Here is a 26968-nt window from a genome sequence, read left to right on the forward strand (position 1 = left end):
AATTTTATGTAAGCTTTTTTAATGCATAGCTGGCGGCTCCCAAAATGGCAGCATCTTCAAAGATGGCAGAGATTTTAACCGGCAAGTTAATATTATTCTTTGTTAAATTCTGAATAAATCGTGTTTCAAAATGAGGATAGGCTTTCGCAATATTCCCTCCTATAACTAAAACTTCCGGTTTATAATGATCCACATACTTTACGATAAACTCTGCAAATGAATCTGCATATTCATCAAATATCTGAGTCTGTATTTCAGCCGGTTTGTCCAACAGATCCTTGGTTCCGGAAATCTGCTCGCCAGTTAACTCCTGATAACGGTTCACAAACCAGCGTGTTGCCAGATAGTCTTCACTAATAGAATCTTTAAACGGAGAATCCCACAGGTCTTCATCGGTTGCCAACTCACCATCATAGAACGTAGTTCCCAATCCTGTTCCCAGCGTCACTCCGAAAACCTTTTTAAACTCCTGAACACAGCCCCCGAAAACTTCCCCTTCCATAAAGGCAGCCGCATCATTTACAAAATGAATCTGATGTGTAGAAACCGATAATCTTTTCGCCAGGTCTTCTTTGATATTCACATTGTATATATCCAGAAACTTTCCGTGAAGCATCAGTGATATTCCGTTCTCATAATCGAAAGGACCAGGCATCGCAATGCCTATCAGCAGATCTTCTTTAGCCAGATCATGGACCACTTTACTGATTGCCGAAATCCATGCTGAAAAAATGGTTTCTTTATCATCAAATGAATTGACATGTTCTCTTACATACGTTGAAGAAATGATTTCCCGTTTTTCAGGATCTACCTGAGCCATTGTAATATGCGAACCTCCAATATCTATTCCTACTATATTTTGCATGAGCTTTTTACTTTAAATTTAATTTTCAAACCGTTCTATGACCGGGAAAACAGGCAAACCAATGAAGTCATCCGTCTGCCTGCTTTCGGTCTGATACTTTATCTTTTTCCAGATAAGGATCCTGTTATTTTATATTTATTTCACAATAATTTTTCCGGATGATATGATCTTATTACCTGCTGCGGTAATTTTGTAAAGATAAGTACCAGTGGTCAAATCTTGCGTATTCACTACATTATTATTTTTATTAATCTGCTGTTTTTTGGATAATTTTCCTGAAACATCATACAATGAAATTTCACTTGCCGAGCTGTCATCTATTCTGAAATAAATATCGTTTCCTCTTTTAACAGGGTTAGGATAAACGTGGCTTTCTTTTACCAGCTCAGTATCTTTTACTGATAAAGAAGCCGGGCAAGGCACCTCTGTTTTCCAGTTGGCATCCGTCATGCTCACAAGCGTTGCAGCATGGGTGTTAGGTGTTGCATCAAGTGCTCCTATGCCGCTTCCTTCATCCATTTTCCAGTTAGCTTCAAGATTGGATGCGTTCGGGGCTACATTACATTTATTATCCAGGATTTCCTGTGCAGTCAATGCTCTTTTCCATACTCTGAATTCATCCAGAGAGCCATTAAGGGTACGGGAATTATCATAGTTTCTTGCTAAATAAAGAATTCCGTTTGCGGTAAAATTACCGGTAACAGGAGTACTGGCATCAAGGCTTCCGTTCACATAGAGTTTCATTGCAGCACCATCGTAGGTTGCTGCCACATGATACCAGGTATTTGGGTTAAAAGCAGTACTGGTATTAAGTTTCACCTGAGATGATCCAAAGCTCAAAGTAAACTGAAGTTTGTTGTTAGCCAGGTTTCCATCTCCAAATCTCAGGATTGCAGAATTACTGTCTCCTACTTCAATTCCGATGATTGATGAAATATAAGGGAAGTTTCCTTTGAATGCGTTTACTTTTACCCAACCTTCAAATGTAAGGGCATTCCCACTGAGGTTAAACTGTCCTGCATTCAGATATTGTGTACTTCCGTTGAAAGACAGGGATCTTGGACCAGGACTGGTAACAGGAGCGAAACCGCTGTTAAATGCTCCTTCTCCTGAATAGGTACTTGTGGTTCCTCCGGTACATGCAGCCTGTATTTTCCAAACATAATTGGTATTCGGTGTCAGGTTCTGAAGTGAATATGTATTGGTTGTAATATTCGGAATTTCATTCCATGCAGTGGCAGCCGTTGTTTTGTACTGCAATGTATAAGAGGTCGCTGTTCCTGCATCCCATGATAGCTGGGTGGAGTTTCCAAGGTAGCTTCCTGATACTAATCCTGAAGGTGTTGTACATCCGTTTCCTGAATTAAACCTTGGAGCAAATAAGTAGGTACTGGTCAATGTAGATGAACAATTAGACTGTATTCTCCAGTCATAATCGGTATTCATCGTCAGATTATTGATGATAACATTGTTTCCTGAATAATTACTTGCTACATTCGTCCAGGTTGTTGAATTGGCTGGTTTGTAATCAATATTATAAGTCTGGGATGCATTGGAAGTCCAGTTCAGTTTGGCAGACGTTCCCGTTACATTGGAGACGTCCAGCCCTAGCGGCGGATCACAGCTCTGTCCCTGCGACCATGAATACAATTGCCCGCTTAGAAGTGTATTTTCGTTATAAAGAATATTTGATCCCGTGCTCAGGTAATTCGCCACATCGGTTCCGCCAAGATCATACCACATGAATACTCCATAACCATCATTTTTGCTACTGGTAGCCAGGCTGGATAGCGTAGAAGCGGAAGTTGACCCGGAATTACTGTTTTGTATCCAGGTTGCCGCAGCAGAAAGTTTTGTTTTTGTAAGCGGTGGCACATTCGGAGCAACGTATGTTCCGTACATCGCATTCCAGCTGTAATCAATGTAATTTCCGGCCTGATCTCCGTTATAACTTTGCCTTGATGTTGCCGGACCATAGTAGTAGAATGTAACCAGTTTATCTGGCATAGCAGCTTTCAATTCCTGCAAAAGCATGACAAAAGAGCTGTTATTCGGCTGTCCTGTTCCGTTATTTCCATAACCTGCATATTCATCATCCAAGTCTACGCCATCCAATCCATAGGTATAAACCGTATTGGCAACCTGTAAGGCAAAATCTTTAGCGGCTTCACGGTTAGGGAAATTGGAAATTCCGGCTCCCTGATGATTTCCAAGAATATCCAACAATACCTTGATTCCCTTCTGCTGTAAAGGTTTTACATAGGTATTGACATCGTTGAGTACTTTGGTAACATTATTATTGCTTGAAATATAAGCCCTGCTTTTGGAAACATCGTAGTTGATATTCGCAGCAAAGATAATGGCAACATCAAAAAGCTGTCTGTTGGTATTCTGCAAAGTATAAGACCCTGCATTCAACATATTATTATTGTTCACTTCCACATAGCATACTCCCAAAGGATTAAGCTGCTGGGCTTTGAACAAAGGGGTTCCCTGAAGCATCATAGCGATAAAGGGAATAAAAAAGGATTTTTTTTTCATATATATTAATTTTTATCAATAGAAAAACCACCGGGCCGAGACCCGGTGATTGGTTGGTTATTTTACAATTAATTTCTCTGTGTGTTTCAGACTTCCGTCCTGGGATTCAAACTGTACAATATAGTTTCCTGAGGAAAGTGCAGACACATTATATTGATCGTTTCCGCCTTTCATTGTCTGGCTGTCTACCATTCTTCCGTTAAAATCATAAACCGTCATTTTTCCTCTGCTGTATCCTTCCGGAGCTGAAACCGTCAGTGATGAAGATTTGCTCGCAGGATTCGGGTACATTTTAATCTGGTTTTTACTACTGGTCTCTGCTGAGCCAATTGCTTTCTGAACCGCAGTATTTCTTGCAAGTTTTGAAGTTCCTGTTGTACATGGTATATCTGTTCCCCAATTGGAAGCATCAACCCCAGTTAAAGTGAGTGTCACTCCGTTTCCTGAAGTATCCTGAACAGATGAACCGCTGCCCTCGTTAAACTTCCAGTAAGCGGCAAGCGAAGTTGCCGGAACTGATACATTACACATATTCTGGCTGATCTCCGTTTGACTCAATGTTCGTTTCCAGACTCTTACCTCATCTACTTTGCCATTGAAATTTCTGGAGGTATTGTATAAATATCCTACACTGAATGCACCGTTTGAACTTACGCTTCCTGTCTGTGATTTACTGGCATCCAATACACCGTTAATGTAAATTTTCATAGCAGCACCGTCATAGGTAGCGGCCACATGATACCAGGTATTGGTATTCAATGCAGTAGTAGAAGCCAGTTTCTGCTGGACATTATTGATACTTAATACAAACTGAACTTTATTGTTGGCTACATTGGCATCTCCCAATCGTAAAAATGCAGAATTACTGTCACTAACCTCTGTTCCCATAATTGCAGAGATATACGGAGAGGCTGATTTGAAAGATGAAGGTTTAATCCAGCCTTCAAAAGATAATGCGGAACCACCCAGATTAAGATTTCCTGCTGCTCCTGATTCTGTGCTTCCGTCTAATGACAGGGCATAAGAGCCTGTAGGATTGGTTGTCCCGGAACCACTGTTAAATCTTGGAGCAAACATATAGGTACTTTTTACGCTGCAATTGGTTCTTATTCTCCAGTCGTAATCTGTATTGGCGGTTAATCCTGTTATGGTAGCCGATGTAGCGTTCAAAGCGGTAGCAGCACTGGTCCATGTAGTGGAAGAAGCCGGCTTATAATCAATATCGTAGGTATTCGTTCCAACTGCTGACCAGTTTAGTTTTGCACTTGTTCCTGTAAGATTGCTGGTAAATAATCCGATAGGGGCATCACAATTGGTCCCCTGTGTCCATGATTGTAAAGTTCCACTTAAAACTGTGGGTTGTCCATATAAAGTCTGAGTACCTGCTGAAAGCTGGGCTGTTTCATTGGTTCCGTGGAGATCATACCACATGAATACTCCATAGCCGCCATTTTTGGTCTGTGTTGCTAAACTTGTTGTGGTAGAATTGGATGTATTTCCCATCCAGACTGCTGCGGGAGAGATCTGTGCTTTGGTAAGCGGAGGGACATTGGGAGCGGAAAATGTTCCATACATGGCATTCCAGCTGTAATTGACATAATCTCCCACTCTGAATCCGTTCCATGAAAGCCTTGAAGCGGCATCACCATAATAATAAAATGAAATGATCTTATCCGGCAGGAGGGCTTTTAGTTCCTGAACAAGCATTACAAAAGAGCTGTCATTAGGCTGCCCTGTACCATTTTTCCCATACTCAGAATATTCATCATCAAAATCAATTCCATCCAAACCGTACGTATTGACGGTATTGGCAAGCTGCTGGGCAAAATCTCTGGCTGCTTCACGGGTAGGAAAATTACAGATTCCTGCTCCCTGGTGATTTCCCAGAATGGTCAATACTACTTTCATCCCTTTTTGCTGAAGGGGTTTTATGTAAGTATCTGCATTGGTAAGAACTTTGGTCACATTGTTATTAGAATACAGATAAGCCCTTCCACGGCTCGTATCATAATTGATATTCGCCGCAAAAATATTGACAACATTAAACAGGTAGCTGTTTGATGTCTGCAGTTTGTACGCTCCTGCATTCAGGATGTTGTTGTTGTTCACTTCCACATAGCATATTCCTGTAGGATTAAGCTGCTGTGCATTGAGCAGAGAACCAGACTGAAGCATCACTGCCGCCAGTGCGGTAAAGATGGATTTTTTTTTCATTGTATAAATTTTTTAAGGTGTTTTGGTATCTGAATTTTATATAGCAATCCCCTGGTACTTTCTTTTTAGGAAAATACCTCAAATCAATACATCATATAAAAAGGTAGGCTATGTCAGTAGCTCAGGATTTTCGTTAAAGGTTTTCCACAACAGTTCGCCAAATAACGTATTGGCCCATGCAAACCATTCTCTGGTGAACTTTTTGTCGTTGTCTTTATGGAAGGATTCATGCATAAAGCCTGTCCCACCGTGCGTTTTCTGTAAGGTATCGATACACCATCTGATCTCACTCTTATCTTTTGTAGTGAGCGCTTTCATAATGATACTCATTGGCCAGATCATATCCAGTCCGATATGCGGACCTCCTATTCCTTCTGCCAGTTTACCTTTGAAAAAGAATGGGTTGTTTTCTGACCATACAAATTTTCTTGTATTCAGATAAACAGGATCATCCGCTTTCACTGCATCCAGGTAAGGTAATCCCAGCAAGCTTGGGCAATTTGCATCATCCATCAGGTTATAACTTCCGAAGCCATTTACTTCAAAAGCATATATTTTCCCAAATTCAGGATGATTGTAAATTCCGTATTTTTTAATGGCAGCCTCCACCTCATCAGCAAGGCTGGTAAGCTGTTGAGCCAAAGTTTTTTCATTTTTGATCTGAGAAACCATTTCTGCTGCCTGGCGTAAACTTACTACAGCAAACAGATTTGAAGGAATCAGGAATCCATAAATAGTGGCATCATCACTCGGACGGAACATGGAGCTGATCAGTCCCACAGGCTTTGTAGGATACCCGTAACCTCCCATAGGAACTCCATCGGTAGCCCATGCAGTTGTGCGCTCAAATTTGTAAGGCCCAAGATCTTTCTTTCTCTGTTGTTCCGTGAAAGTCTGTAGGGTCAGCTTTATTCCTTTCAACCAATTGGCATCGAAAGGTTTGGTATCTCCTGTTGTTTTCCAGAAATGATAAGCCAGACGGATAGGATAGCATAATGAATCGATTTCCCATTTTCTCTCATGGGTACCCGGTTTCATATCGGTGTGATCATATTCTTTCCACTTGCTGATCTTTTGGTCATCATTATAGAAAGCATTGGCATAAGGATCTTTAAGAATAAATGTGGTCTGTTTATGAATCACCCCTGAAATCAGTTTGTGAAGCTTTTCATCTTTCTTGGAGAACTGCAGATAAGGGAAAACCTGTGCAGAACTGTCACGAAGCCACATGGCATCAATATCTCCCGTGATGACGTAAGTATCAGGAGTACCGTTGGTTTCGCTATAGAAAACGGTGGTATCTAATGTATTCGGAAAGCAGTTTTCAAAGAGCCAGGACAGTTCTTTATTGTTCACTTTCTTCTTAAAAGCGGCGATGGCACTTTCTACGGACTCACTGGTAAAATGTCTTTTCTCTTTTGGAACACGGACAACCGGAAAATCTCCGCCGACCAGGCTTTTAGCAAAAACATTTTGAGTAAACAGCAATCCGGCTCCTGCCAGTGCACTTGTTTTAATAAAATTTCTCCTTTCCATTGATACTTTTATTTCGTTATTTTTATTAGTCTTATTTTACAGGTTTACTTCCCATTACAAATCTCAGTTCCCCACCGTTCATGATGTCACTGTGGCTCAGTTCCCAGCTTTTGTACTCTTTGCCGTTCAGGAACATTTTCTGTACATAGATATTTTTATCTGAAATTTTATCGGCAATCACTGTGAAGGTTTTCCCATTTTCCAGCTGTAAAGAAGCTTTTGGAAACTGAGGAGCTCCTATGGCATACACTGGTTTCCCTGGAGTCACCTGATAGAATCCTAGTGAAGAGAAAATATACCATGCTGACATTTGTCCGCAGTCTTCGTTGTTGACAATTCCGTCAGGTTTTGCAGCGTACATATTGTCTCTGATATATTTTACCATTTTTTGAGTTTTAGAAGGACTTCCTGCATAATTGTATAAATACGGTACATGATGTCCCGGCTCATCTCCAAAGCCCAGAGAACCGATGAATCCTGAAATATCCACGTGCTGTTCTCCCTGCATATTCAATGCTTCAGTGAACGTTTTATCCAGTTTTTCTTCAAATCCTTTTTTTCCACCGTAAAGATTCATCATTTCATCAATCTGATGCGGCACAAAGAAATCATAAGCCCAGATATTTCCGGAAACCCAGTGTGGCTGTAACTTTTTCCAATCATTAAGAGGGAAATCTGCTAAGAATTTTCCGTCTTTCTGTCTTGGCCAGAAGTGGTTATTTTCTTTGTTAAAGGTATTCAGGAAGTTCATGGAACGTTTTTTATACACTTCCGCTTCGTCCTTCTTCCCTAATTTTTCGGCAAGCTGCTGAATACACCAATCGTCATAAGCATATTCTAAGGTGGCAGAAACAGAAGCTCCATTTTCTGACGGGCTGTATCCTAATTTAATATAGTCATTAAGACCGCCACCGCCATCACTGCTGCTCATTTTATCTGTCAGAGAGGCATCTTTCATTGCGGCAAAAGCTTTTTCTGCATCTATTCCGGGTACTCCTTTGGAAATAGCATCCCAGATAACCGATACACTGTGGTACCCCAGCATACAGAAGTTATCGTATCCGCAAAGTTCCCAGATCGGCATATGATCCTTACGATCTGTATACCTGCTGATTAAAGAATTAGCAAATTCTTTCGTATGCTTCTGATCCATAATGGTCAGTAACGGGTGTGTTGCTCTGAAACCATCCCAGTAAGAATAAGTACTGTAGTTGGTAAACCATTTGGTATTCATATTTTCCTGAGCAGCAACATAATCACCGTTCACATCCATATAAAGATTAGGTGCAATGAAGGTATGATATACTCCTGTATAGAAAATCTTTCTCTGGTTATCCGTACCTCCCGTTACCTGGAATCTGCCGATAAGGTCACGCCATGTTTTTTGGGCTGCTTCCCTTGCTTGTGCAAAGTCCACATTTTTAGCTTCTGTATCGAAGTTTTCCTGTGCGTTTTCTGTGCTTACCGGAGATAAAGACACTTTTACCTCAATGCTTTCATTGGCTTCTGTTGCAAATCTTACAAAGGCTTTTGCATCTTTGGCCAACGCAATTTTTTCATTGTTTTTGATTTTTCCTTCAGCATAAACTCCATAGGATTTAAACGGTTTGGAAAATTCCATTACAAAATAGGCGAATCGTTTTCCACCCCAGCCGTTGCTGTAGCAATAGCCTTTTATCTTATTGTTCCCTTCTATGCTTACCAAAGTGTGGTAAATATTTCCGAAGATCTTATTGGTAGGATCAATAATGATATTGGCTTCATCAGATTTCGGGAAGGTATATTTATGAAATCCTACTCTCGGAGAAGCAGTAAGCTCCGCTTTTACTCCATAGCTGTCCAGCATTACAGAATAATATCCCGGAGATGCTGTTTCTTTATCATGACTGAATGTTGAACGATAGCCTGTTTCCGGCTTATCTTCCTGCCCCGGAACCATTTTTACCTGGCCCACTGTTGGCATTACCAGAATATCTCCAAGGTCTGCCCAACCTGTTCCGCTAAGGTGATTGTGACTGAATCCCATGATCGTTTTACTGCTGTAATGATAGCCGGAACACCAGTCCCAGTCGCCACTCTTAGTATTCTGATCCGGACTTAGCTGAATCATTCCAAATGGTGTGGTAGCTCCCGGAAAGGTATGACCGTGACCGCCTGTTCCGATAAACGGGTCTACCCAGGAAAGAACATCATTCTTATTTTGCTGAGCATGAGACAGGGAAACCAAAGTGGTAAAAAAGCAGATGAGCAATTCTTTTTTCATGATAAGAGGTATCAGGATTTTTTAATTTAAAAGTTGGTTTAAAAATAGGAAAACCATTACAAAAATCCCAATAATAAAGGGAATTAAGCTAATGATCCTATTTTTTAAAAACTTTATCATTACTTAGATTGAATTTTTTTTCATAAAATCAATAATTTCTGAGATATACCCGAAGGCAATCGCAACCACCGTATCGGCAGCCCCATAATATACGGTTACCTTGTCACCTTCTGTAAGGGCGGCACAAGGGAAAACCACATTCGGAACATCTCCTGTCAGCTCATACACTTCAGCAGGAGCCAGCAGATAAGGTTTCGTTCTGTACAATACTTTCGTAGGGTCTTCAAGGTCCAGCAAAGCAGCTCCCATAGAATATCTGAACCCTCTGCAGGTATTGATCACTCCGTGATAGAAAAGCAGCCATCCTTCTTCCGTTTTAATAGGAACCGGCCCACCACCGATCTTGGTACACTGCCATGCACTGTCTTCAAACGGTGTTGCTTTCATTACACAACGGTGCTCTCCCCAGTATTTCATATCAGGACTATAGCTGATATAAATATCTCCGAAAGGTGTATGCCCGTTGTCACTCGGACGGCTCAACATCGCATATTTACCATTGATCTTTTCAGGAAAAAGAACTCCGTTTCTGTTGAAAGGAAGAAATGCATTCTCGCACTGGAAAAACTCTTTAAAATCAAAAGTATACCCGATTCCGATGGTAGGCCCGTTGTACCCGTTGCACCATGTGATCCAGTAGCGGTCTTCGATGAAGGTAACACGGGGATCATATTTGTAATCAGATTCGATCATGTCTGTATTTCCCGCCTTCATTTCAATAGGATCATGGTTAATATCCCAATTGATTCCGTCTTTACTAAAACCGGCAAAAATATTCATCTGCACCGCTTTATTATCACAACGGAATACTCCTGCAAATCCGTCTTCAAAAGGAATTACGGCACTGTTGAATATACTGTTGGATGTAGGTATTGCGTATCTGTTAATGATCGGGTTTTCGGAAAACCTCCACATAATATCATTGCAACCTTCCGGGCGATCCTGCCAAGGGATCATTACTGATTGAGCTGTCATAAAGTAGTTTTTACTTTTTATTTTATTTAATTGTTTTATTTTGTATTTAAACCTTGCAGGTTTGGTACTTTTTAATGTTGTTCTTGTTTATTTTCTGAATAAGGGAAAGGAACGAATAGGGTGACGAGAAATGCAGGAATTGTAGCAACCAGTACCCAGATAAAGAATATTTTGTATCCTACCCAGTCACTGATCATTCCGCTGAACATTCCGGGGATCATCACCCCCAGGTTCATAATTCCTGTCGCAAAGGCATAGTGGGCTGTTTTATGTTTTCCGGGAGCAATCTGCTGCATCATATACAGCATCAACCCTACAAAACCGAATCCATAGCCAAAGTATTCTACTACAACGGCAATCCCTACAGGCAGAAGATCTGCCGGCTGGTAATGGGCCAGTAATGCATAGACCACAAACGGAATATTAAAAGCGCAGCACAACCATATCAATGATTTTTTCAAGCCTCTGGCCGAGATAAAATAACCTGCCAGAACAGATCCTAAAATGAATGCTGCAGAACCATACGTTCCGTAGATCAATCCTATATCGGATGTTGATAATCCTAATCCTCCTGACGTTCTTGGAGCTTTAAAAAATAGCGGTGCAATTTTAATGGCAAAACCTTCTGCAAAGCGGTATAGGATAATGAAAAGTACCGACCACAGAATGCTCTTTTTGGTAAAGAAAGAGGTAATCACTTCCAACAGTTCTTTACGTACGTTTCCGGCTGTTTTTTCCTGTTTCGGAACCTCATTTCTCTCTTCTTTCGGAAGGATGAAATAATGATAGACAGCCAGCGCGAAAAACAACAAAGCATAGATCACCATAATGATCATCCAGGCATTGGTCACCCCTTTTGTCTTTTCTAAAACGCCTGCAAAATAGACCAGTGCACCACTGCTTATAATCTTTGCCAGATTGTAAAAAGCGCCCTGCCAGCCAATGTATTTCGCCTGTTCTTTATTGGAAAGAAACCCAATATACGTTCCGTCTGCCACCACATCATGAGTGGCTCCGCAAAATGCTACTACCGCAAAAAGTGCAATACTGTATTTGAAAAAGTCGTGCAAAGGAAGACTTAATGCAATTAAAGCAAACAGAATTCCTATGGCAAACTGGGTAAAAACAACAAAGAATTTTTTGGTTTTATAGATTTCCAGAAAAGGACTCCAAAGAGGCTTCAGGGTCCAGGAAAACATGATAAAGGCCGTCCAGAAAGTAATCTTCGAATCCGAAACACCCATATCCTTATACATGATTCCGGAAACTGCATTAATGGTCACAAAGGGAACCCCCATTGCAAAATATAATGTAGAAATCCAAAGAATTGGCTGAATCCGACGTACTCCGGAGCTGTTGTTTCCCATATTTAAAAAAATAAGATTCTAAAGAAAAAGAGAACATCTCAAAATTTCATCCGGGAATAAACGAAACTATAAATTTTTCAGGAGGTTTTACACTCCTGTCCCTTATGAACACATCTGATAAAATCTGACTTCTGAGATGTCTCTGTAATATATTAAAAATTGTTTGGGTTATTATTTTTTATCCCACCATAACTTGGTTCCTCCGGTATCTGGACCGTTAAGTGTTTGTACAGCCTGTTGATAATTGTACAATGAGGTTTTGGTATCAATGGTGAAAGGTATTCTTCTGATCATTGCTTCTGTACTGATCGCTCCCCCACTATCATTTTTTCTTATCTTGAACAAAACAGGATAACCTGTTCTTCTTTGCTCTGCCCATGCTTCGGGACCATTCGGATAAAGGGAAAGCCATTTTTGAGTAATGATTCTTTCTAATTTTCTTTCATTGGTATCGCTGTTATTCCATGCAATGGTAATGGTACTTAACTGGGGATTTCCAGTCAGGATATTATTCTCTGCATTCTTAGGATCTACATAAGGTGCCTCCGTAGAAGTATTGTCAGCAAGATAAGCCCCAACATTAGCACTTTTCCCCCATTCGCCGAAAGACTGCTGAACTCCGGTTGTATAATTGGTCTGAATATCTCCCGCTCCTGAATATCCTCTTAATGCAGCCTCCGCTTTCAGAAACCATGTTTCTGCAGCAGTGAATAGTTTCATTTTACCATCGGTACCAGAAAAATAATCACCAGTTGCTGATTTTGCCTGTGGCTGTGAAAATGCACCATAGGTTGATTTACCATTTAGTAAATCAATTCCCTGACGGACTCCTATATATTTTCCCTGAACATCAACATCTTTTGCAGGAATAGCATATGCAGGAAGTCTTGGATCATTGTATCCGTTCATATAAGCCATCAACGGTGCTCCTATCAAGCAGTCTCCCCACGAATAGATGATAAAACTCAATTCAGACTGTCCTACGCTAATCAAAGCATTATCGGCATTATCAGTAATTAGTCCGGCTGGTGATGCCAAAGCCTCTTCTGCATATTGTTTTGATTTTGCAGGATCAGCATAACTCATTCTCATGGCTAGCCTCAACTTCAGAGAATTTGCCAGCTTTGCCCACTGAGCCATATTTCCGCCATAAACTAAGTCAGCATTTTTCAATGACGTTTTATCTTCAACATTCTGATTTGCGGAAGTTGCAATTACTTTTTGCAAATCAGTAATAGCAGACGTAAGATCAGCTACAAAATAATTATAGGCATCTTGTTGCGAATCAAAATCAGTGGTTCCGTTAGGATTCGGTTTTTCATATTTACTGTAGACTACAGGTCCATGACTATCAGCAACTCTTGCTGCCGTTATAACTTTCAATATTTTCTTAACAGCAAATGTTCCTGTAAAATCTACTCCCGGATAATTACCTTTAGCAGCATTATCAATAATGAGAGAATAGTTGAAAATATCCTGTTGCCTTGCAATAATTCTGTTATTCCACCCATCCATCATAGAATAAGTAAGATTGTTTACTCCTCCATTAAATTGGGTAGCTGTACTGAACATCCCACTATACATATCTGCACTAAGATTGGGATACAGCTGATAATCAGACTGCAACCCTCTCTGCATAGACTTCATAGGATTCACAACAGCGATAAAGTCTGCATAAAAATTTTCAGGCCCGCCCAGTTTTTCCTGATTAAACTGTTCAAAGTCATTAGTACATCCTGAGGAAGAAAGCAGCACTGCAGCTCCGAATACTAATGTTTTAATATGATTGATTTTCATTTTAGTAATTGTAAAAGTTAGAAGTTTGCTTTTAGTGATAATCCAAGAGATCGGGTAACCGGAAGTCCAAATGAATCTACCCCTACCCCTCCAGGCGTATTTCCTGACACCTGTTCAGGATCAAACGGCGCTTTTTTATAGAAGAAAAACAGATTGGTTCCTACTAGACTTACGGTTGCATTTTTCATATATTTTGAATTAATATCAAAAGTATATGAAACAGCAGCCTGGCGTAAACGCACCGTTGTAGCGCTATACAAATAAGCTTCGTCAATTCCTTTTCCATAGCCTTCTGTAGTTCCTACTGCTTTATAATAATCCTGAGGATTAGTCAATCCGGTATAAGCCTGGCCTGCATTTGGAGTTCCTGGTGCATACACTGCATTCGGAACAGACACTCCACCTCTATCTCTTGCTTCAGCTGTCGCCTGGCTTACTCCATAAAGATCATTTGCTTTTTCAGTAAGAGAAAGTACTTTTCCTCCAAACTTCCCATCTATAAGGAAAGATACCCCTAGTTTCCCAATATTAAAGGAGTTATTGAAACCCATAATAAATTTAGGGTTCGGATTACCTAGATAAGTGGGAATATTATCTGCTAATGGGATTCCTTTTTCATTCACTAAAATATGTCCCTGATCATCTCTCTTAAATTTGATTCCATAAAGATCTCCAAATGACCCTCCCAATTTAAGTCTGGTATAGTCACCACCTCCCGATAATGAGAACAGTTGCTGTTCCGGAATAGGAAGTCTGCTCGGGAATAATTCAACAATTTTATTTTTGTTGGCTGAAGCATTCACTGTAGCTGTCCATCCGAATTTTTCTGATCCAAAGATTTTATAAGATAGTGAAGATTCAAACCCTATATTTCGGATTTTCCCGGCGTTAACGTAATACGATCCTGGTTTCAGTCCTCCAAAATAGGAATCAATCTTTGTTTCCAGTAATTGGTTACTCGTATTCGAATTATAGTATGTTATATCGAAAGTTAGCTTGTTGTTCAACATTCTTAATTCGGTACCGACTTCAAAAGTTCTGTTAAATTCCGGTTTTGGAAACAATTCTTTATAGTCTGGATCTATAATAAAATTACTCTTAGGATATACAATCGTACCTGCATCTACTTCATACACATAGCCTTTATTATATTCGATCATTGCATTCGTTATGTTGGTAGGAAGCCCCAATCCCACTGTTGCATAAGATCCTCTTACTTTCCAGAAATTAATAACCTCCGGAAGTTTGAATACAGAAGACAATATGGCATTGGCACCTACAGATTCATAATCAAATCCTGTTCTCCCGGTTAAAGCTAAACTGGAATCCCAGTCGTTTCTGAAGGTCATATCAACATAAAACATATTTTTATATCCTATGGAAGCACTTGCAAACACAGATTGTACCTGCTTCTTCATATTCGTATAGGTATTATGATACCCATCTCCCGGTGCCCTGTTGATATTCCACTGAAGGTTATTCAATGTAAAAAGGTTAGGATTTGCCAGATAAGCGTTATCAATCTGCGTTATTTTATTTCTTGTTGTATTGATACTTCCTCCTACCGTAAAGTCTAAAGAAATAGTCTCGCTGATTTTAGGACTACCAATAAGCAAAACATCGCCATATGTGGAAGAATTTTCATAAGTATTCTTAAGCAGCCTGCCATTAATACCATTAGCCGCTAAACTTGGCGCTGAAAAGGCAGATATTTCACGCTGGCTATCTGAGATATTCCAGCTGTAGTTTCCTCTTACTCTCGCAGACAACCATGGGTTAATCTGATAAGAAAGTGCAAGGGCACCATAGGCATTTTTATTGGATACTGTAACCGGATTTCTATTTAAGATCCAGTAAGGATTTTGTGTAACAGGATTACCTTTGAAGCTTCCATCCGGATTTACTTCCCACCAGTTTTGAGCGGGTAAAAATCTGGTTTTATCTAAGTAAGAGTAACTATTAGGACCATATTGATCAAAATCAACACCTCTTGGCAACCAGTATAAACTGGTCAAAGGAGAAAAAGATGCTCCCGGAGTTTGTCTGTTCTTACTTTCCTGTAGGGAACCAATGAAGTTAGCATCTAACGTTAATTTGTCATCAAGAAATTTACTTGAATTCCTGAAAGAAATATTATACTGGTCAAAATAAGAAAGTGGAACGACTCCTTTGTTCGTCGTATTTCCTATAGAAAAATAATTGGTTGATTTATCATTTCCAGACTGGAATGAAAGGCTGTTTACCCAAGTTGTACCGGTTTGCAGAAAGTCATTAAGATAATCTTTAGAAGACCCTTTTGCTCCCCAGCTATATACAGACTGGCCAGGTGCCTGTCCTGATACATTAGGATCATAAGACAAATAGCTGTGCTGTAATTTTGGTAAACCATATGCTCTTTCTGTTGTAAGGCTGGAGCTGTAAGTAACTATACTTTTACCTGCACGTCCTTTTTTAGTAGTAACCAAAATAGCTCCGTTTCCTCCAGCAGAACCATACAGCGCTGAAGCAGAAGCACCTTTCAGAAAGTTAATGCTTTCAATATCATCCGGGTTGATAGAGCTTAAAACATCTCCAGGATCCGGCATATTTGAATACTGCCCTATATCTGCTGACTTACCTGTTCCGTTGATAATAGGAATTCCATCGATGACATAAAGTGGCTGAGTATTATTTACTGATTTATTCCCCCTCATAATCACCCTTACGGAGCTTCCTACGCCATTGGTTCTGTTGATCTGTACATTGGAAACTTTTCCGTTGATCGAGTTTAAAAGATTGGGCGTTTTCACTTCTGTAAGCTCATCGCCTCCAATCTGCTGGCTGGAATATGTCAGGGAGCGAGCCTGTCTTTTGATCCCCAAAGAGGTGACTACGACCTCCTGAATGTTGGTTGTCTTCGTAGTGTCGGCCGCTTTTTTCTCCTGTGCATTGGCAGAAAGTGAAAAAACAAACAGAACCGGTATAACTGCTTTTCTCATAAGGTTTAGATTAGTTAGATTTAATTGAGAATCAATGACATTACTTTATATTTTCAATACATAGAGTTTATTGTTTTTTCAGCAATATTTTGCTGCTTATGTATTAAATTATTTAAAGTTTTGTTAAAATTTAATTCACATTAACAAATCTAAATTTTGTAACCAGTCTGATATAATACTATTTTATCATAAAACGATATTATTTTTTCAGTAGATTAAACAAACAATACACAACATACTATTTATCAATAAAATAAATCAATTTAAAACATTTAAAAAAAAGGGATTTATCTTCCAATTCTGTTAAAAATGAATAAGAAGTATTGTTCAGAATTTATTTTATAACAATAAAGAAAGGTGAAGTATAATTACTCAATCTTTTTCACTCCCTTGAACTGTTCTCTGAATTCTGTAGGAGTGGTTTTCTTGATCGATTTAAAAACTTTGTTGAAATTGGCAATATTGTTGAAACCCGCTTCAAAAGCAATTTCAAAGACGGTAAGGTTTTTTTCCATCAGCCAGCGGGCAGCATAGCTGATTCTTATTTCATTAAGATAGTTGATAAAAGTTTTGCCCGTTCTTTTCTTAATAAACCGATTGAAGGTTACATTGCTCATATTCACCAGTGAAGCCACTTTGTCCAGCGTGATTTTGTTTTCAAAATTCTTGTGTACAAAGTCATGAATCGTTTTCATTTTATCATTATCAGCAAAGGTTTCAAGCTCTATGCTGTAGGATGACAAAAGGGTTTTATCCTCTGCGATAGCCAGTTCATTCAAAATCTTCATGATCTCAATGAAAGATTCAAAACTGTTCATCTTCGACAGATTAAGAAAAGAATCTTTTAATTTTTCGGCAGTTTCTGTAGAAAAAAGAATTCCCCGGATAGAATCTTTCATCAGATTGCTGATCGGTTTCAGGATATTCTTCTGCATCATCGACTGGGTAAAGAAATCCTGATTAAACTGTATGGTAATTTCGTGCGTCTTTCTGTTCTTACATCTGTAATTGGCCCAGCAATGCGGAAGATTAGGTCCTACCAGCACCAGTTCTATATTTCCGATCTCTCCTGTATGGTCTCCGATCATTCTGCGGTACCCTTTTCCTTTGTATACGAAGTTAATTTCAATTTCCGGGTGATAGTGATACGGAAAATCAAAGGAAGCTTTAATTCTGTCAAATACCAGAAAACTGTCTTCAGGAGATAGTGGAGTTATTTCTCTGAGAATATTTTCCAGTTCGCTCATACAGGTAGTTTTAGAAAAGATTTAAAAATAGGGGTTAGCAGTACAAATATTTGTAAAATTGATAAAATAATACCAATGTAAAAACAAATTTTCAATTTATTTTCCATCAATTCTGCATGCCATCCATCAGAAACCGGAGTTACCTTAATTTAATCTGTTTGAAATCATGCTTTTTTGTATCTTTAAGCTAAAGTTAAAAGATGCCGCAACCCCTTATTTTTGAAGATCAGTATAAAAGACTCGGACTGGAATTTTTTTCAGAAGAAAATCTGAAGAACTTCAATAATAATCAGTTTAAAACGGAGATCAAAGTATTTTTTGTTCCTTCAGGGTATGAACTTGCCGTAGATTTTAATCAGTATAAAACAGAAAGACCTTCCCTGTTTTTTCTTACCAATCAGCATCTGAATATAGAAAATGGAAAAGAAGAGTCTGTGCTTCTTCATTATAACCGTGATTTCTACTGTATTCAGATTCATGATAAAGAGGTTGCCTGTGACGGGCTTCTCTTCCATAATGTATTTGAAATTCCTTTCGTAGAGCTTGATGATGCCGAGGCCATCCTTATTAAAAGTCTGTTTCAGCATATTCAAAGCGAGTTGGAAGCCAGGGATTCTTCAGCAGAAGAAATGATAAGAACCTATGTGAAACAGATCATCATCCGGGCCACCAGAAAATGGAAAAAAAAGAATCTGGATAATGATATGGTCAGAATACCCGGCAACGAACTTGATATTTTCAGGGATTTCAGCAGGCATCTGGAAATTCATTTCAGAGAGAAGCACCATGTAGCAGATTATGCAGAATTGCTTCATCTTGCCCCGAAAACGTTAACGCATAAGTTTAAAAGTTTAAATCTTGACTCTCCCAACCAGTTTATCATCAACAGAATTTTACTGGAGGCTAAAAGGCTTCTCTTTTACACCGACAAACCTGTCAAAGAAATCGCTTATGACCTGGGCTATGAAGATCCGGCCTATTTTAACCGGCTTTTTACCAGTAAAACCGGAAGTACTCCTGCCAATTTCAAGAAAAATTACCTGTCGGGAAAAAAGTACAATATTTAAGTCTTTTTATCTATTGAATCAACTTTCTCACCGATCTATCTTTGTAACATCAAAAATCAAACAATATTAAAACAAAAAAACAAACATTATGAGACGTAACGCAACAGCCGTTTGGAACGGTACTATTAAAGAAGGTAAAGGGCATCTGACTACACAAAGTACAACCCTGAACAATACCCAATATTCTTTCAACAGCCGTTTTGCTGATGGCGTGGGAACCAATCCTGAGGAATTGCTGGCAGCAGCTCATGCAGGATGCTTTACCATGAAACTGGATGCAGAGCTTTCTCAGGCAGGCTACAATCCGGAAGAGCTGAAAACGACTTCTGTCATCACTCTTGATCCCAATATTGGAAAAATAACAAAATCTGAGCTTACTTTAACGGCTAAAGTTCCAGGAATCTCTGAAGAAGAGTTCCAGAAATATGCTAAGATTGCTGAAGAAGGATGCCCGGTAAGTGCGGCATTCAACTTTGAGATCACCTTGAATGCTACTTTAGAACAATAAAAATTCATCATTAAATCTGAGCGCTATCCTGCTCAGATTTAATTTTCAAATAAAATATACCAATTGGTATATTTTTGTATCTTTGCATCAGATACACAATTATTAAAATGTCAAAGGCCGAAAAAACCAAGCAGTTTATCATTGAAAAAACAGCCACTTTATTCAATACCAAAGGCTACTTATCAACCTCATTGTCAGACATTACTCAGGCAACAGGATTGACAAAGGGCAGTATCTATGGAAATTTTGAAAATAAAGATCAGGTAGCGATAGAAGTATACAAATACAACGCAGGATTGCTGAGCCAGGTCATGAGCCGTTCTTTTGGAGATCAATACCCAACCTCTATCGATAAGCTCCACGCTTTTGCGGATTTCTACAGAAAAAACTGGCGCTCGGTCTTTTCAAACGGAGGCTGTCCGCTGATGAATGCAGCAACAGAAGCTGATGACTCCTTCCCTGTTCTTAAAAAGCAGGTAAAAATATCTTTTGAGCTATGGACCGCCAAAATAACGGCAGTCATCCAAAAAGGGCAGGAAAATGAAGAACTGAACAGCAAGATCAATGCGGAAGAATATGCATCACTTTTTGTCATGCTTATAGAAGGCGGAATCCTACTTTCAAAAACTATGGATGATGAAAAATTTCTGAATCAGGCTTTAGACAGGGTCAGGAAAATGATTGATACTGAATTAACTATTCTTCCATCATAAATTTCATAATATGGAAACAAAAAGAGTGGCTATTATAGGATACAACAGAATCCCATTTGCCAGAATGAACACTGCTTACACAGAACAAGGAAACCAACACCTTTTACTGGCAGCCCTTAACGGGTTGATAGATCGTTATCACCTGAAAGGACAACGACTTGGTGAAGTGGCCGGCGGAGCCGTCATCAAACATATTTCCGAAAGCAACCTCATCAGAGAAACTGTAATGAATACTTCTCTTGATCCTGCTACTCCGGCCTGTGATCTTCAGCAGGCTTGCGATACAGGTATTGAGGCGGCTATTTATATCGGAAATAAAATTGCATTGGGCCAGATCGAAAGCGGCATCGCCTGTGGCGTGGAAGCCATGAGCAATATTCCTTTTGAGTCTTCACCCCGATTAAGAAAAGCTCTTTTAAAAGCCAATAAAGAGAAATCTGCTTTTGGAAAACTGAAACACTTGCTAAGTCCGAGATTGAAAGACTGGATGCCTATCCCTTACAAAGGGCAGGAACCGAAAACAGGACTGGTAATGGGTGAACATACTGAGATCACTGCAAAATATTACAACATCTCAAGAGCAGAACAGGATGAACTGGCCTTCAGAAGTCATCAGAATATGGCCAAAGCTTATGATGAAGGCTTTTTTGATGATTTGATTACACCTGCCTTTGGTCTGGATAAAGACAACAATCTGCGAAGAGACACCAGTTTAGAAAAATTATCACAACTGAAACCCGCCTTTGATAAACAAAACGGAACTTTAACGGCAGGAAACTCTACTCCTTTTACGGATGGAGCATCAGCGGTTCTGCTCGCCAGTGAAGAATGGGCAAAAGCTCATGATCTTCCGGTGCTGGCCTATATCACTTTTTCAGAGCTGGCAGGAATAGAGTATGTTGAAAACAAACAAAATTTACTTCTGGCCCCCGTTGTTGCAGCTGAAAGAATGCTTAAAAAGGCAGGCATGAATCTGGAAGATTTCGATTATTATGAAATTCATGAAGCTTTTGCCGCACAGGTTTTAGCCACAATAAAAATCTGGGAAAACGATGACCTTGCTAAAAAGTTTGGCCTTGAAAAGGCACTGGGAAAAATAGACCGAAACAAACTGAATGTGAAAGGGGGAAGCCTCGCTGCAGCCCATCCTTTTGCGGCCACCGGCGGAAGAATTATTGCTACCCTGGCGAAGTTACTCCATGAAAAAGGCAGCGGAAAAGGCTTTATTTCAATCTGTGCAGCCCGTGGACAGGGTGTTACCATGATTTTAGAGAAGTAAATAGTATAAAGAAAAAACAGCTTCAAAAAGTAAAATCTTTTATTATGCATCAAATAATATGATTGATTATTCGTCTGCAGCGAAAGAAAATCGATAATATTGCAGACGAAAATTCAGATGATCAAAAGAAAAGAGCAAAATGAAGCATAGATAAACCGGGTTTATCTCATGAAAGTCTAATCGATTTAAATTAGTAAGTACAATATGAAGAGAGTTGTCATTACAGGATTAGGTGCTGTGACACCTTTGGGAAACAATGTTGAAGATTTTTGGCAAAACAGTATTAAAGGGATCAGCGGTGCAGGATTAATCACCCACTTCGATACAGAAAAATTTAAGGTACACTTTGCCTGTGAGGTCAAAAATTTTGATCCTAAAGTATATCTGAATCATAATGAAATCAAAAGAAGTGATCTGTTTACCCAATATGCCATGTATGCATCGGCAGAAGCCATTCAGGATTCCGGGCTGGAACTGGAGAATATGGATCCGTTTGATACCGGAGTAATCTGGGGAACAGGACAAGGCGGAATGTGGACTTTTGAAAAGGAAGTAATGGATTTCGCCCAGGGTGATGGTACTCCACGTTTCAATCCGTTCTTTGTGCCTAAGTTTATTGCCAACATGGCTTCGGGAATGATTTCCATGAAATACGGACTGCAAGGAATCAATTATACTACTGTTTCGGCTTGTGCAACAGGAAATACAGCATTGATGGATGCTTTCAATTATATTCGTCTCGGAAAGGCAAAAGTAATCATCAGCGGTGGTTCTGAAGCGGCTATTACTCCGGCTTCTATAGGAGGTTTTTCTATTATGAAAGCCATGTCTACCAGAAATGATGATTTTGCTACAGCCAGCCGTCCTTACGATGCGGAAAGAGACGGATTTGTAATGGGTGAAGGGGCAGGAGCTTTGGTATTGGAAGAATATGAGCATGCCGTTGCCAGAGGAGCAAAAATTTATGCAGAACTGGCAGGAGCAGCAATGACAGCAGATGCTTATCATATGACGGCACCGCACCCTGAAGGTGTAGGCGCTATCAAAGCCATGCAGTTGGCAGTGAAGGAAGCAGGAGCCAATATGGAAGATATTGATTATATTAATCCACATGCTACTTCTACTCCACTGGGAGATCTGATCGAGCTAAAAGCCATCAATAATGCATTTAAAGGAAGTAAAAACCTTGACATCAGTGCCACAAAGTCTATGACCGGGCATTTATTGGGGGCAGCCGGAGCTGTTGAAGCCATTCTTTCCATCAAAGCAATTCAAAACAGTATTATTCCGCCTACCATCAATCTTCACAGTATTGATGAAAGTATTCCTAAGGATATTAATATCGTCTTTGGAGAAGCTAAGGAGAAGGAAATTAATTTTGCATTGAGTAACGCCTTCGGATTTGGTGGGCACAATGCGACATTAGTTTTCAAAAAGTTTAGCTAATCAGAGCGGAAATAAAGATAATACAACCCCTGTATGAAAAACATACAGGGGTTTTACCTTCAAATAAATTTCATAATTAATATAATTCAGTGTGCTAAATTCAATAAATGATGTTGAGATTCTTCCAGAATGGCAAAGACACTGTTTATTTCTTTAGTTTCCCATAATCAACGATTTTTGTCAATTGATGGAGGTACTCTGATCATAGAAGGAGGTAGTACTTAAATAAAAAAAGCAGCCAAAACTGACTGCTTCTATCTTATACTTGTGCTTTCAACCACTCTGAGGAGGAAAGGTAATTCTGATCAGGATAATAGATGAATAGTAAATTTCTTCCTTTTATCGTATTGATCATGGATTGTGATAGTTCTCTGGGCACTGCGGGACATCCCCAGCTTCTCCCGATTCTCTTATGCATTGCGGCAAACGAATCGCTTACGTAATCTGCTCCATGCATTACAATAGCTCTTCTATAGGCTGCATCATTGAATCCTTTATCCATCCCCAGTAACCTCAATGAGTATCCGTTATCTCCCTGATAAGTTGCATCTGTGATATAAAATCCTAAGCTGCTCTGTCGCGAACTTTCCGTGTTAGAAAAATTCGTGGCAAATTCTTCGCCTGTATTTTTACCGTGGGCAACCAATGAGTTGAACAGTACTTTTTTGTCATTAAGATCAATGATCCACAATCTTTTGGTATTGGAAGACATAGAAAAATCGCAGATAGTCAATAAATGCGAATCCTGAGTAAGCAATCCAGCTTTCTTTAAGTTTTCGTAACCTGTCAGTGCCTTTGAGAATACCTCATAGTTCAGTTCATGTTCCGGATCAAATGCAATCGATTGGTATAATGCTTCTGATGAAGATACGGTTGTGGTATTCTTCTCAGATTTCGTGTCGTCAGCTACAGTTACTTTTTCAGTCTTTGCTGTCTTGAAATTTTCATTCTTTTCCGCCCCTCTTGGAGAAATGTAGAATGAGGTCGTAACCATGTAAACAAGGCCTATTACGCTATAAAATCCTTTCATTCAATAATATATAATTCCAAATTAGTGGGGCAAAATTATAAAAACATCATTACGCACAGGGTAAAAACGAAAAAAGTTTAACGCTATTTAAGAAACTTTAACGTCCTGATTCTGTGAATTAAACGCTTATTTTTGCGCATCCGGAACAAATTCCAGGCTAATCGAATTCATGCAATATCTCAATCCTGTAGGCTTCGGACCGTCATCGAAGACATGTCCCAGATGGGAATCACACCTTTTGCAAAGAACTTCTACTCTTTCCATGCCATAAGTGGTATCTCTTTTATAATAAACACCTTCTTTATCAGCTTCAAAGAAACTCGGCCAGCCACAACTGCTTGCAAATTTTGAAGTAGAGCGGAATAGGTGATTTCCGCAAACGGCACAATAATAATCGCCTACCTCATCAAATTCATTGTATTTCCCGGTAAAAGCTCTTTCTGTTGCAGCTTCTCTGGATATTGCATAAAGATCCGGCGCCAGGATTTTTTTCCATTCTTCATTGGAAATGTTGAGTTTGGCAGTGTCTGTTCTGGAATAGTATGGATTGTTTTTTGCTTCTGTATTTTCCATAGAAGAGGTTTTAATAGGTTGATATTTCTGCGTGCATGATTGCAGAACAATTAATATAATGGCTGAAATTAAAAATTTCATCGTAAATTTTAATTATTTATTTCTTAACCACAAAAGTAATAGCATATTAAAATACTTAAGTTTAAGAAGTAACTTATGAAACATCCTATTAAACTTCCTTAAAGTGTTTCAAATAAAACTCTTGTGTCTTTTGTGGTTCAAATATTGGATGATTTGATAACCAAATTTAGTAAATTTGAGAATATGAATGACGAAGCAAAAAGAAAACAGCTCAGAAAATACAAAGCGTTTGCTACAGGATTATTTGTCCTGATGGCCGTTATTTTCATTGTTACGACCATTTTACAGAAATCTAACAATTCTCACTGGATAGGCTATGTACGTGCTTTTGCAGAGGCTGCCATGGTAGGTGCTTTGGCCGACTGGTTTGCAGTAACAGCTCTGTTCCGTCATCCTCTCGGACTTCCTATTCCCCATACCAATTTGATTGAAAACAGCAAACAAAGATTGGGAGATAATCTGGGAAGTTTTGTGGTCAGCAATTTTCTTTCGCCTCAGAATATACGTCCTTATATTCAAAAGCTCAAAGTCTCGAATTTCGTAGGAGAATGGCTGGCTAAAGAGAAAAATCAGGATATTCTGATCAAAAATTTATCGGATATTGTTCTGGACATCCTGAATAAGCTGGACGATTCTACCGTAAGCCAGTTTATCAGCAAAAAGGTTTCTGAAATGACAGGCGATATAAAACTCAATAAAGTGGTAGGAAACGGGATCGGATATATTCTGGAGAAGAATGATCACCAGAGAATCATTACCAACCTTTCTAAGCAGATCAAAGAATATATTACAGAGAATGATGAAATGATTCAAGATCGGGTAAAGAAAGGCAGCTACTCTTTCATCCCTTCTTTTGTAGACAATAAAATTGCAGATAAAATTGCAGACGGACTCTCTGATTTTTTCAAAGAAATAGAAGAAAACCCGCAACACGAGGTCAGAACTTTGATTACTCAGAAAATCCACGAATTCTCTGTTGACCTTAAAGAGGATCCGAAATGGGACGAGGAATTTAAAACCATCAAAAACGGACTTCTGAAAAACGAAAAACTGGAAGAATACTCCAATGACATCTGGGTTTCTATCAAAAAAACATTGATGAAAGAATTACAGGAAGAGCATTCTGCCTTGAAAAACTATCTTTCTAAAAATCTGAATGAGTTTGCCCAGAATTTAAAGACCGATGAAAATCTTCAGAATAAAATTGATCATTGGGTTCGTGTAACAGCATACAAATATATCTTAAAAAATACCCATCAGTTTGGAAACCTCATCAGTAATACTGTCGGCAACTGGCAAGGCAAGGAATTAAGTGAAAAACTGGAATTGGAAGTAGGGAAAGATCTTCAGTTTATAAGGGTCAACGGAACATTGGTAGGAGGACTGGTAGGGCTCATTATCTATACCATTGCTCACTTCTTTCTTTAAAAACTAACCACACTAATCACCATGAAAAAAAGCTTTACCGTATTCTTCTTCCTATCCCTCACATTTTTCTTCTGTCAAAAGGTTGAATTAAAGAAAGTAACAGATTCTTCACAAACCTTTATCGGGGAGATCGGAGGGTTTCCCATCACAATTCATTTAAATTACACGGGTGTTGTAGACTGCAATCTGTACCAGCATTACGTTGATGGATGGTACTATTATGATAAATATCAAAAGAAGATTCCGCTCACCGGAATTTATGATTATTATGGAAACCTGTCATTGTACAATTTCGGGAGCAAGCAAAAACAGAAATCCAAAAATCTAAAAGAACAGATCACTTCCCTGCAGAATATAGAGAAAACAAATGAAATCGCACAGAAGCTGTCGCCACAGGAATCTATAATATTTGAAAAGCCCAGCCTCAATAAAAATCCTATTCCGGGACATTTTTACCGGGATAAAAAAGTTCTGCCTATAAAACTGTTTACCGGTGATGTTATCATATACCGTTACAACAATTACCTGTTCTTACCCAATAACAAAAAAATCAATACTTATGACTTTATCAACAAAGCCGGGGGGAATGAACTGATTTCATATTCTTCTGGAGAAAACGGAAACCGGGTGCTGCTTTATTTTGAACAAACTTCAAATTTTAACGCCTGCGGCCAGTGTGGAGCGAGTGACGGTGAGAAAGGCTACCGTGTTCTTTATTTTACCAAAGACTGGAATTATAAAAAATATGAAGAATTTCTGACCGAAAGCTGTTGGGATAATATTTATGATACTACAGAAACAAAATCTAAAGACAAAAGCACCATACAGTATAAAGTAGGTAAATCTGATTCTACACCGGCATATACCTTTACGGTAGATATAAAAAATGCATCCATTGTAAAATCAAAATAAAAGAGAGTCCGTTACTGAACTCTCTGTT

The 26968-nt window shown here is 39.1% G+C and carries 19 protein-coding genes; 7 read left to right on the plus strand and 12 right to left on the minus strand.

Annotated elements, in window-relative coordinates:
• Positions 1–4 precede the first annotated feature (4 nt).
• From AC106K_RS16280 to AC106K_RS16325, 10 genes are all read right to left on the minus strand, one after another.
• Positions 5–865, minus strand: coding sequence for an ROK family protein (locus tag AC106K_RS16280; RefSeq protein WP_482446521.1), 861 nt, complete (start codon positions 863–865; stop codon positions 5–7).
• Between the two features lie 135 nt (positions 866–1000).
• The gene (locus AC106K_RS16285) at positions 1001–3406 is read right to left on the minus strand and encodes an endo-beta-N-acetylglucosaminidase H (RefSeq protein WP_482446522.1); all 2406 of its coding nucleotides are present in this window, start codon (positions 3404–3406) and stop codon (positions 1001–1003) included.
• A gap of 57 nt (positions 3407–3463) precedes the next feature.
• On the minus strand, positions 3464–5620 hold the full coding sequence (locus tag AC106K_RS16290; protein WP_482446523.1) for an endo-beta-N-acetylglucosaminidase H: 2157 nt from the start codon (positions 5618–5620) through the stop codon (positions 3464–3466).
• Positions 5621–5728: 108 nt separating this feature from the next.
• The gene (locus AC106K_RS16295; protein ID WP_482446524.1) at positions 5729–7156 is read right to left on the minus strand and encodes a glycoside hydrolase family 125 protein; all 1428 of its coding nucleotides are present in this window, start codon (positions 7154–7156) and stop codon (positions 5729–5731) included.
• 31 nt (positions 7157–7187) lie between these two features.
• Positions 7188–9419 carry a GH92 family glycosyl hydrolase gene (locus AC106K_RS16300; protein ID WP_482446525.1) on the minus strand — a complete coding sequence of 744 codons (2232 nt, stop codon included), beginning with the start codon at positions 9417–9419 and terminating at the stop codon, positions 7188–7190.
• A gap of 123 nt (positions 9420–9542) precedes the next feature.
• Positions 9543–10514 carry a glycoside hydrolase family 130 protein gene (locus tag AC106K_RS16305; protein ID WP_482446526.1) on the minus strand — a complete coding sequence of 324 codons (972 nt, stop codon included), beginning with the start codon at positions 10512–10514 and terminating at the stop codon, positions 9543–9545.
• Positions 10515–10585: 71 nt separating this feature from the next.
• Positions 10586–11881 (minus strand): MFS transporter, encoded by a 1296-nt coding sequence (locus AC106K_RS16310; RefSeq protein WP_482446527.1) that lies wholly within the window; start codon positions 11879–11881, stop codon positions 10586–10588.
• A gap of 171 nt (positions 11882–12052) precedes the next feature.
• A complete protein-coding gene (locus AC106K_RS16315) occupies positions 12053–13678 on the minus strand; it encodes a SusD/RagB family nutrient-binding outer membrane lipoprotein (protein ID WP_482446528.1) in 1626 nt (541 codons plus the stop codon).
• Positions 13679–13695: 17 nt separating this feature from the next.
• Positions 13696–16656 carry a SusC/RagA family TonB-linked outer membrane protein gene (locus tag AC106K_RS16320; RefSeq protein WP_482446529.1) on the minus strand — a complete coding sequence of 987 codons (2961 nt, stop codon included), beginning with the start codon at positions 16654–16656 and terminating at the stop codon, positions 13696–13698.
• Between the two features lie 368 nt (positions 16657–17024).
• A complete protein-coding gene (locus tag AC106K_RS16325; protein ID WP_482446530.1) occupies positions 17025–17903 on the minus strand; it encodes an AraC family transcriptional regulator in 879 nt (292 codons plus the stop codon).
• Positions 17904–18103: 200 nt separating this feature from the next.
• On the opposite strand from AC106K_RS16325, the gene AC106K_RS16330 reads away from it, so the two are divergent.
• The 5 genes from AC106K_RS16330 (at position 18104) to fabF (ending at position 22916) form a co-directional block, all read left to right on the plus strand.
• Positions 18104–18970 carry a helix-turn-helix domain-containing protein gene (locus AC106K_RS16330; protein ID WP_482446531.1) on the plus strand — a complete coding sequence of 289 codons (867 nt, stop codon included), beginning with the start codon at positions 18104–18106 and terminating at the stop codon, positions 18968–18970.
• Positions 18971–19058: 88 nt separating this feature from the next.
• Positions 19059–19478, plus strand: a complete 420-nt coding sequence (locus AC106K_RS16335) for an OsmC family protein (protein ID WP_167027353.1) — start codon at positions 19059–19061, stop codon at positions 19476–19478.
• 107 nt (positions 19479–19585) lie between these two features.
• Entirely contained in the window at positions 19586–20191 is a 606-nt protein-coding gene (locus AC106K_RS16340; protein ID WP_482446532.1) for a TetR/AcrR family transcriptional regulator, read from the plus strand.
• Between the two features lie 10 nt (positions 20192–20201).
• Positions 20202–21470 (plus strand): acetyl-CoA C-acetyltransferase, encoded by a 1269-nt coding sequence (locus AC106K_RS16345; protein WP_482446533.1) that lies wholly within the window; start codon positions 20202–20204, stop codon positions 21468–21470.
• A gap of 204 nt (positions 21471–21674) precedes the next feature.
• Positions 21675–22916, plus strand: coding sequence for a beta-ketoacyl-ACP synthase II (gene fabF, locus AC106K_RS16350; RefSeq protein WP_482446534.1), 1242 nt, complete (start codon positions 21675–21677; stop codon positions 22914–22916).
• A 259-nt stretch (positions 22917–23175) separates the two neighbouring features.
• On the opposite strand, the gene AC106K_RS16355 is transcribed toward fabF, so the two are convergent.
• The gene (locus tag AC106K_RS16355) at positions 23176–23946 is read right to left on the minus strand and encodes a murein L,D-transpeptidase catalytic domain family protein (protein ID WP_482446535.1); all 771 of its coding nucleotides are present in this window, start codon (positions 23944–23946) and stop codon (positions 23176–23178) included.
• Between the two features lie 126 nt (positions 23947–24072).
• Positions 24073–24519, minus strand: coding sequence for a peptide-methionine (R)-S-oxide reductase MsrB (gene msrB, locus AC106K_RS16360; RefSeq protein ID WP_482446536.1), 447 nt, complete (start codon positions 24517–24519; stop codon positions 24073–24075).
• A 264-nt stretch (positions 24520–24783) separates the two neighbouring features.
• Between msrB and AC106K_RS16365 the strand changes: the two genes are divergently transcribed.
• A complete protein-coding gene (locus AC106K_RS16365; RefSeq protein ID WP_482446537.1) occupies positions 24784–26028 on the plus strand; it encodes a DUF445 domain-containing protein in 1245 nt (414 codons plus the stop codon).
• Positions 26029–26049: 21 nt separating this feature from the next.
• Positions 26050–26940, plus strand: coding sequence for a hypothetical protein (locus tag AC106K_RS16370; protein ID WP_482446538.1), 891 nt, complete (start codon positions 26050–26052; stop codon positions 26938–26940).
• Positions 26941–26968 lie beyond the last annotated feature (28 nt).

Source organism: Chryseobacterium sp. FR048 (assembly GCF_056844665.1).

What these genes read in the sequence shown, in the direction of transcription:
- AC106K_RS16280 (WP_482446521.1), bottom strand. Translation starts at nt 865, where the DNA reads ATGCAAAATATAGTAGGAATAGATATTGGAGGTTCGCATATTACAATG.
- AC106K_RS16285 (WP_482446522.1), bottom strand. Translation starts at nt 3,406, where the DNA reads ATGAAAAAAAAATCCTTTTTTATTCCCTTTATCGCTATGATGCTTCAG.
- AC106K_RS16290 (WP_482446523.1), bottom strand. Translation starts at nt 5,620, where the DNA reads ATGAAAAAAAAATCCATCTTTACCGCACTGGCGGCAGTGATGCTTCAG.
- AC106K_RS16295 (WP_482446524.1), bottom strand. Translation starts at nt 7,156, where the DNA reads ATGGAAAGGAGAAATTTTATTAAAACAAGTGCACTGGCAGGAGCCGGA.
- AC106K_RS16300 (WP_482446525.1), bottom strand. Translation starts at nt 9,419, where the DNA reads ATGAAAAAAGAATTGCTCATCTGCTTTTTTACCACTTTGGTTTCCCTG.
- AC106K_RS16305 (WP_482446526.1), bottom strand. Translation starts at nt 10,514, where the DNA reads ATGACAGCTCAATCAGTAATGATCCCTTGGCAGGATCGCCCGGAAGGT.
- AC106K_RS16310 (WP_482446527.1), bottom strand. Translation starts at nt 11,881, where the DNA reads ATGGGAAACAACAGCTCCGGAGTACGTCGGATTCAGCCAATTCTTTGG.
- AC106K_RS16315 (WP_482446528.1), bottom strand. Translation starts at nt 13,678, where the DNA reads ATGAAAATCAATCATATTAAAACATTAGTATTCGGAGCTGCAGTGCTG.
- AC106K_RS16320 (WP_482446529.1), bottom strand. Translation starts at nt 16,656, where the DNA reads ATGAGAAAAGCAGTTATACCGGTTCTGTTTGTTTTTTCACTTTCTGCC.
- AC106K_RS16325 (WP_482446530.1), bottom strand. Translation starts at nt 17,903, where the DNA reads ATGAGCGAACTGGAAAATATTCTCAGAGAAATAACTCCACTATCTCCT.
- AC106K_RS16330 (WP_482446531.1), top strand. Translation starts at nt 18,104, where the DNA reads ATGCCGCAACCCCTTATTTTTGAAGATCAGTATAAAAGACTCGGACTG.
- AC106K_RS16335 (WP_167027353.1), top strand. Translation starts at nt 19,059, where the DNA reads ATGAGACGTAACGCAACAGCCGTTTGGAACGGTACTATTAAAGAAGGT.
- AC106K_RS16340 (WP_482446532.1), top strand. Translation starts at nt 19,586, where the DNA reads ATGTCAAAGGCCGAAAAAACCAAGCAGTTTATCATTGAAAAAACAGCC.
- AC106K_RS16345 (WP_482446533.1), top strand. Translation starts at nt 20,202, where the DNA reads ATGGAAACAAAAAGAGTGGCTATTATAGGATACAACAGAATCCCATTT.
- fabF (WP_482446534.1), top strand. Translation starts at nt 21,675, where the DNA reads ATGAAGAGAGTTGTCATTACAGGATTAGGTGCTGTGACACCTTTGGGA.
- AC106K_RS16355 (WP_482446535.1), bottom strand. Translation starts at nt 23,946, where the DNA reads ATGAAAGGATTTTATAGCGTAATAGGCCTTGTTTACATGGTTACGACC.
- msrB (WP_482446536.1), bottom strand. Translation starts at nt 24,519, where the DNA reads ATGGAAAATACAGAAGCAAAAAACAATCCATACTATTCCAGAACAGAC.
- AC106K_RS16365 (WP_482446537.1), top strand. Translation starts at nt 24,784, where the DNA reads ATGAATGACGAAGCAAAAAGAAAACAGCTCAGAAAATACAAAGCGTTT.
- AC106K_RS16370 (WP_482446538.1), top strand. Translation starts at nt 26,050, where the DNA reads ATGAAAAAAAGCTTTACCGTATTCTTCTTCCTATCCCTCACATTTTTC.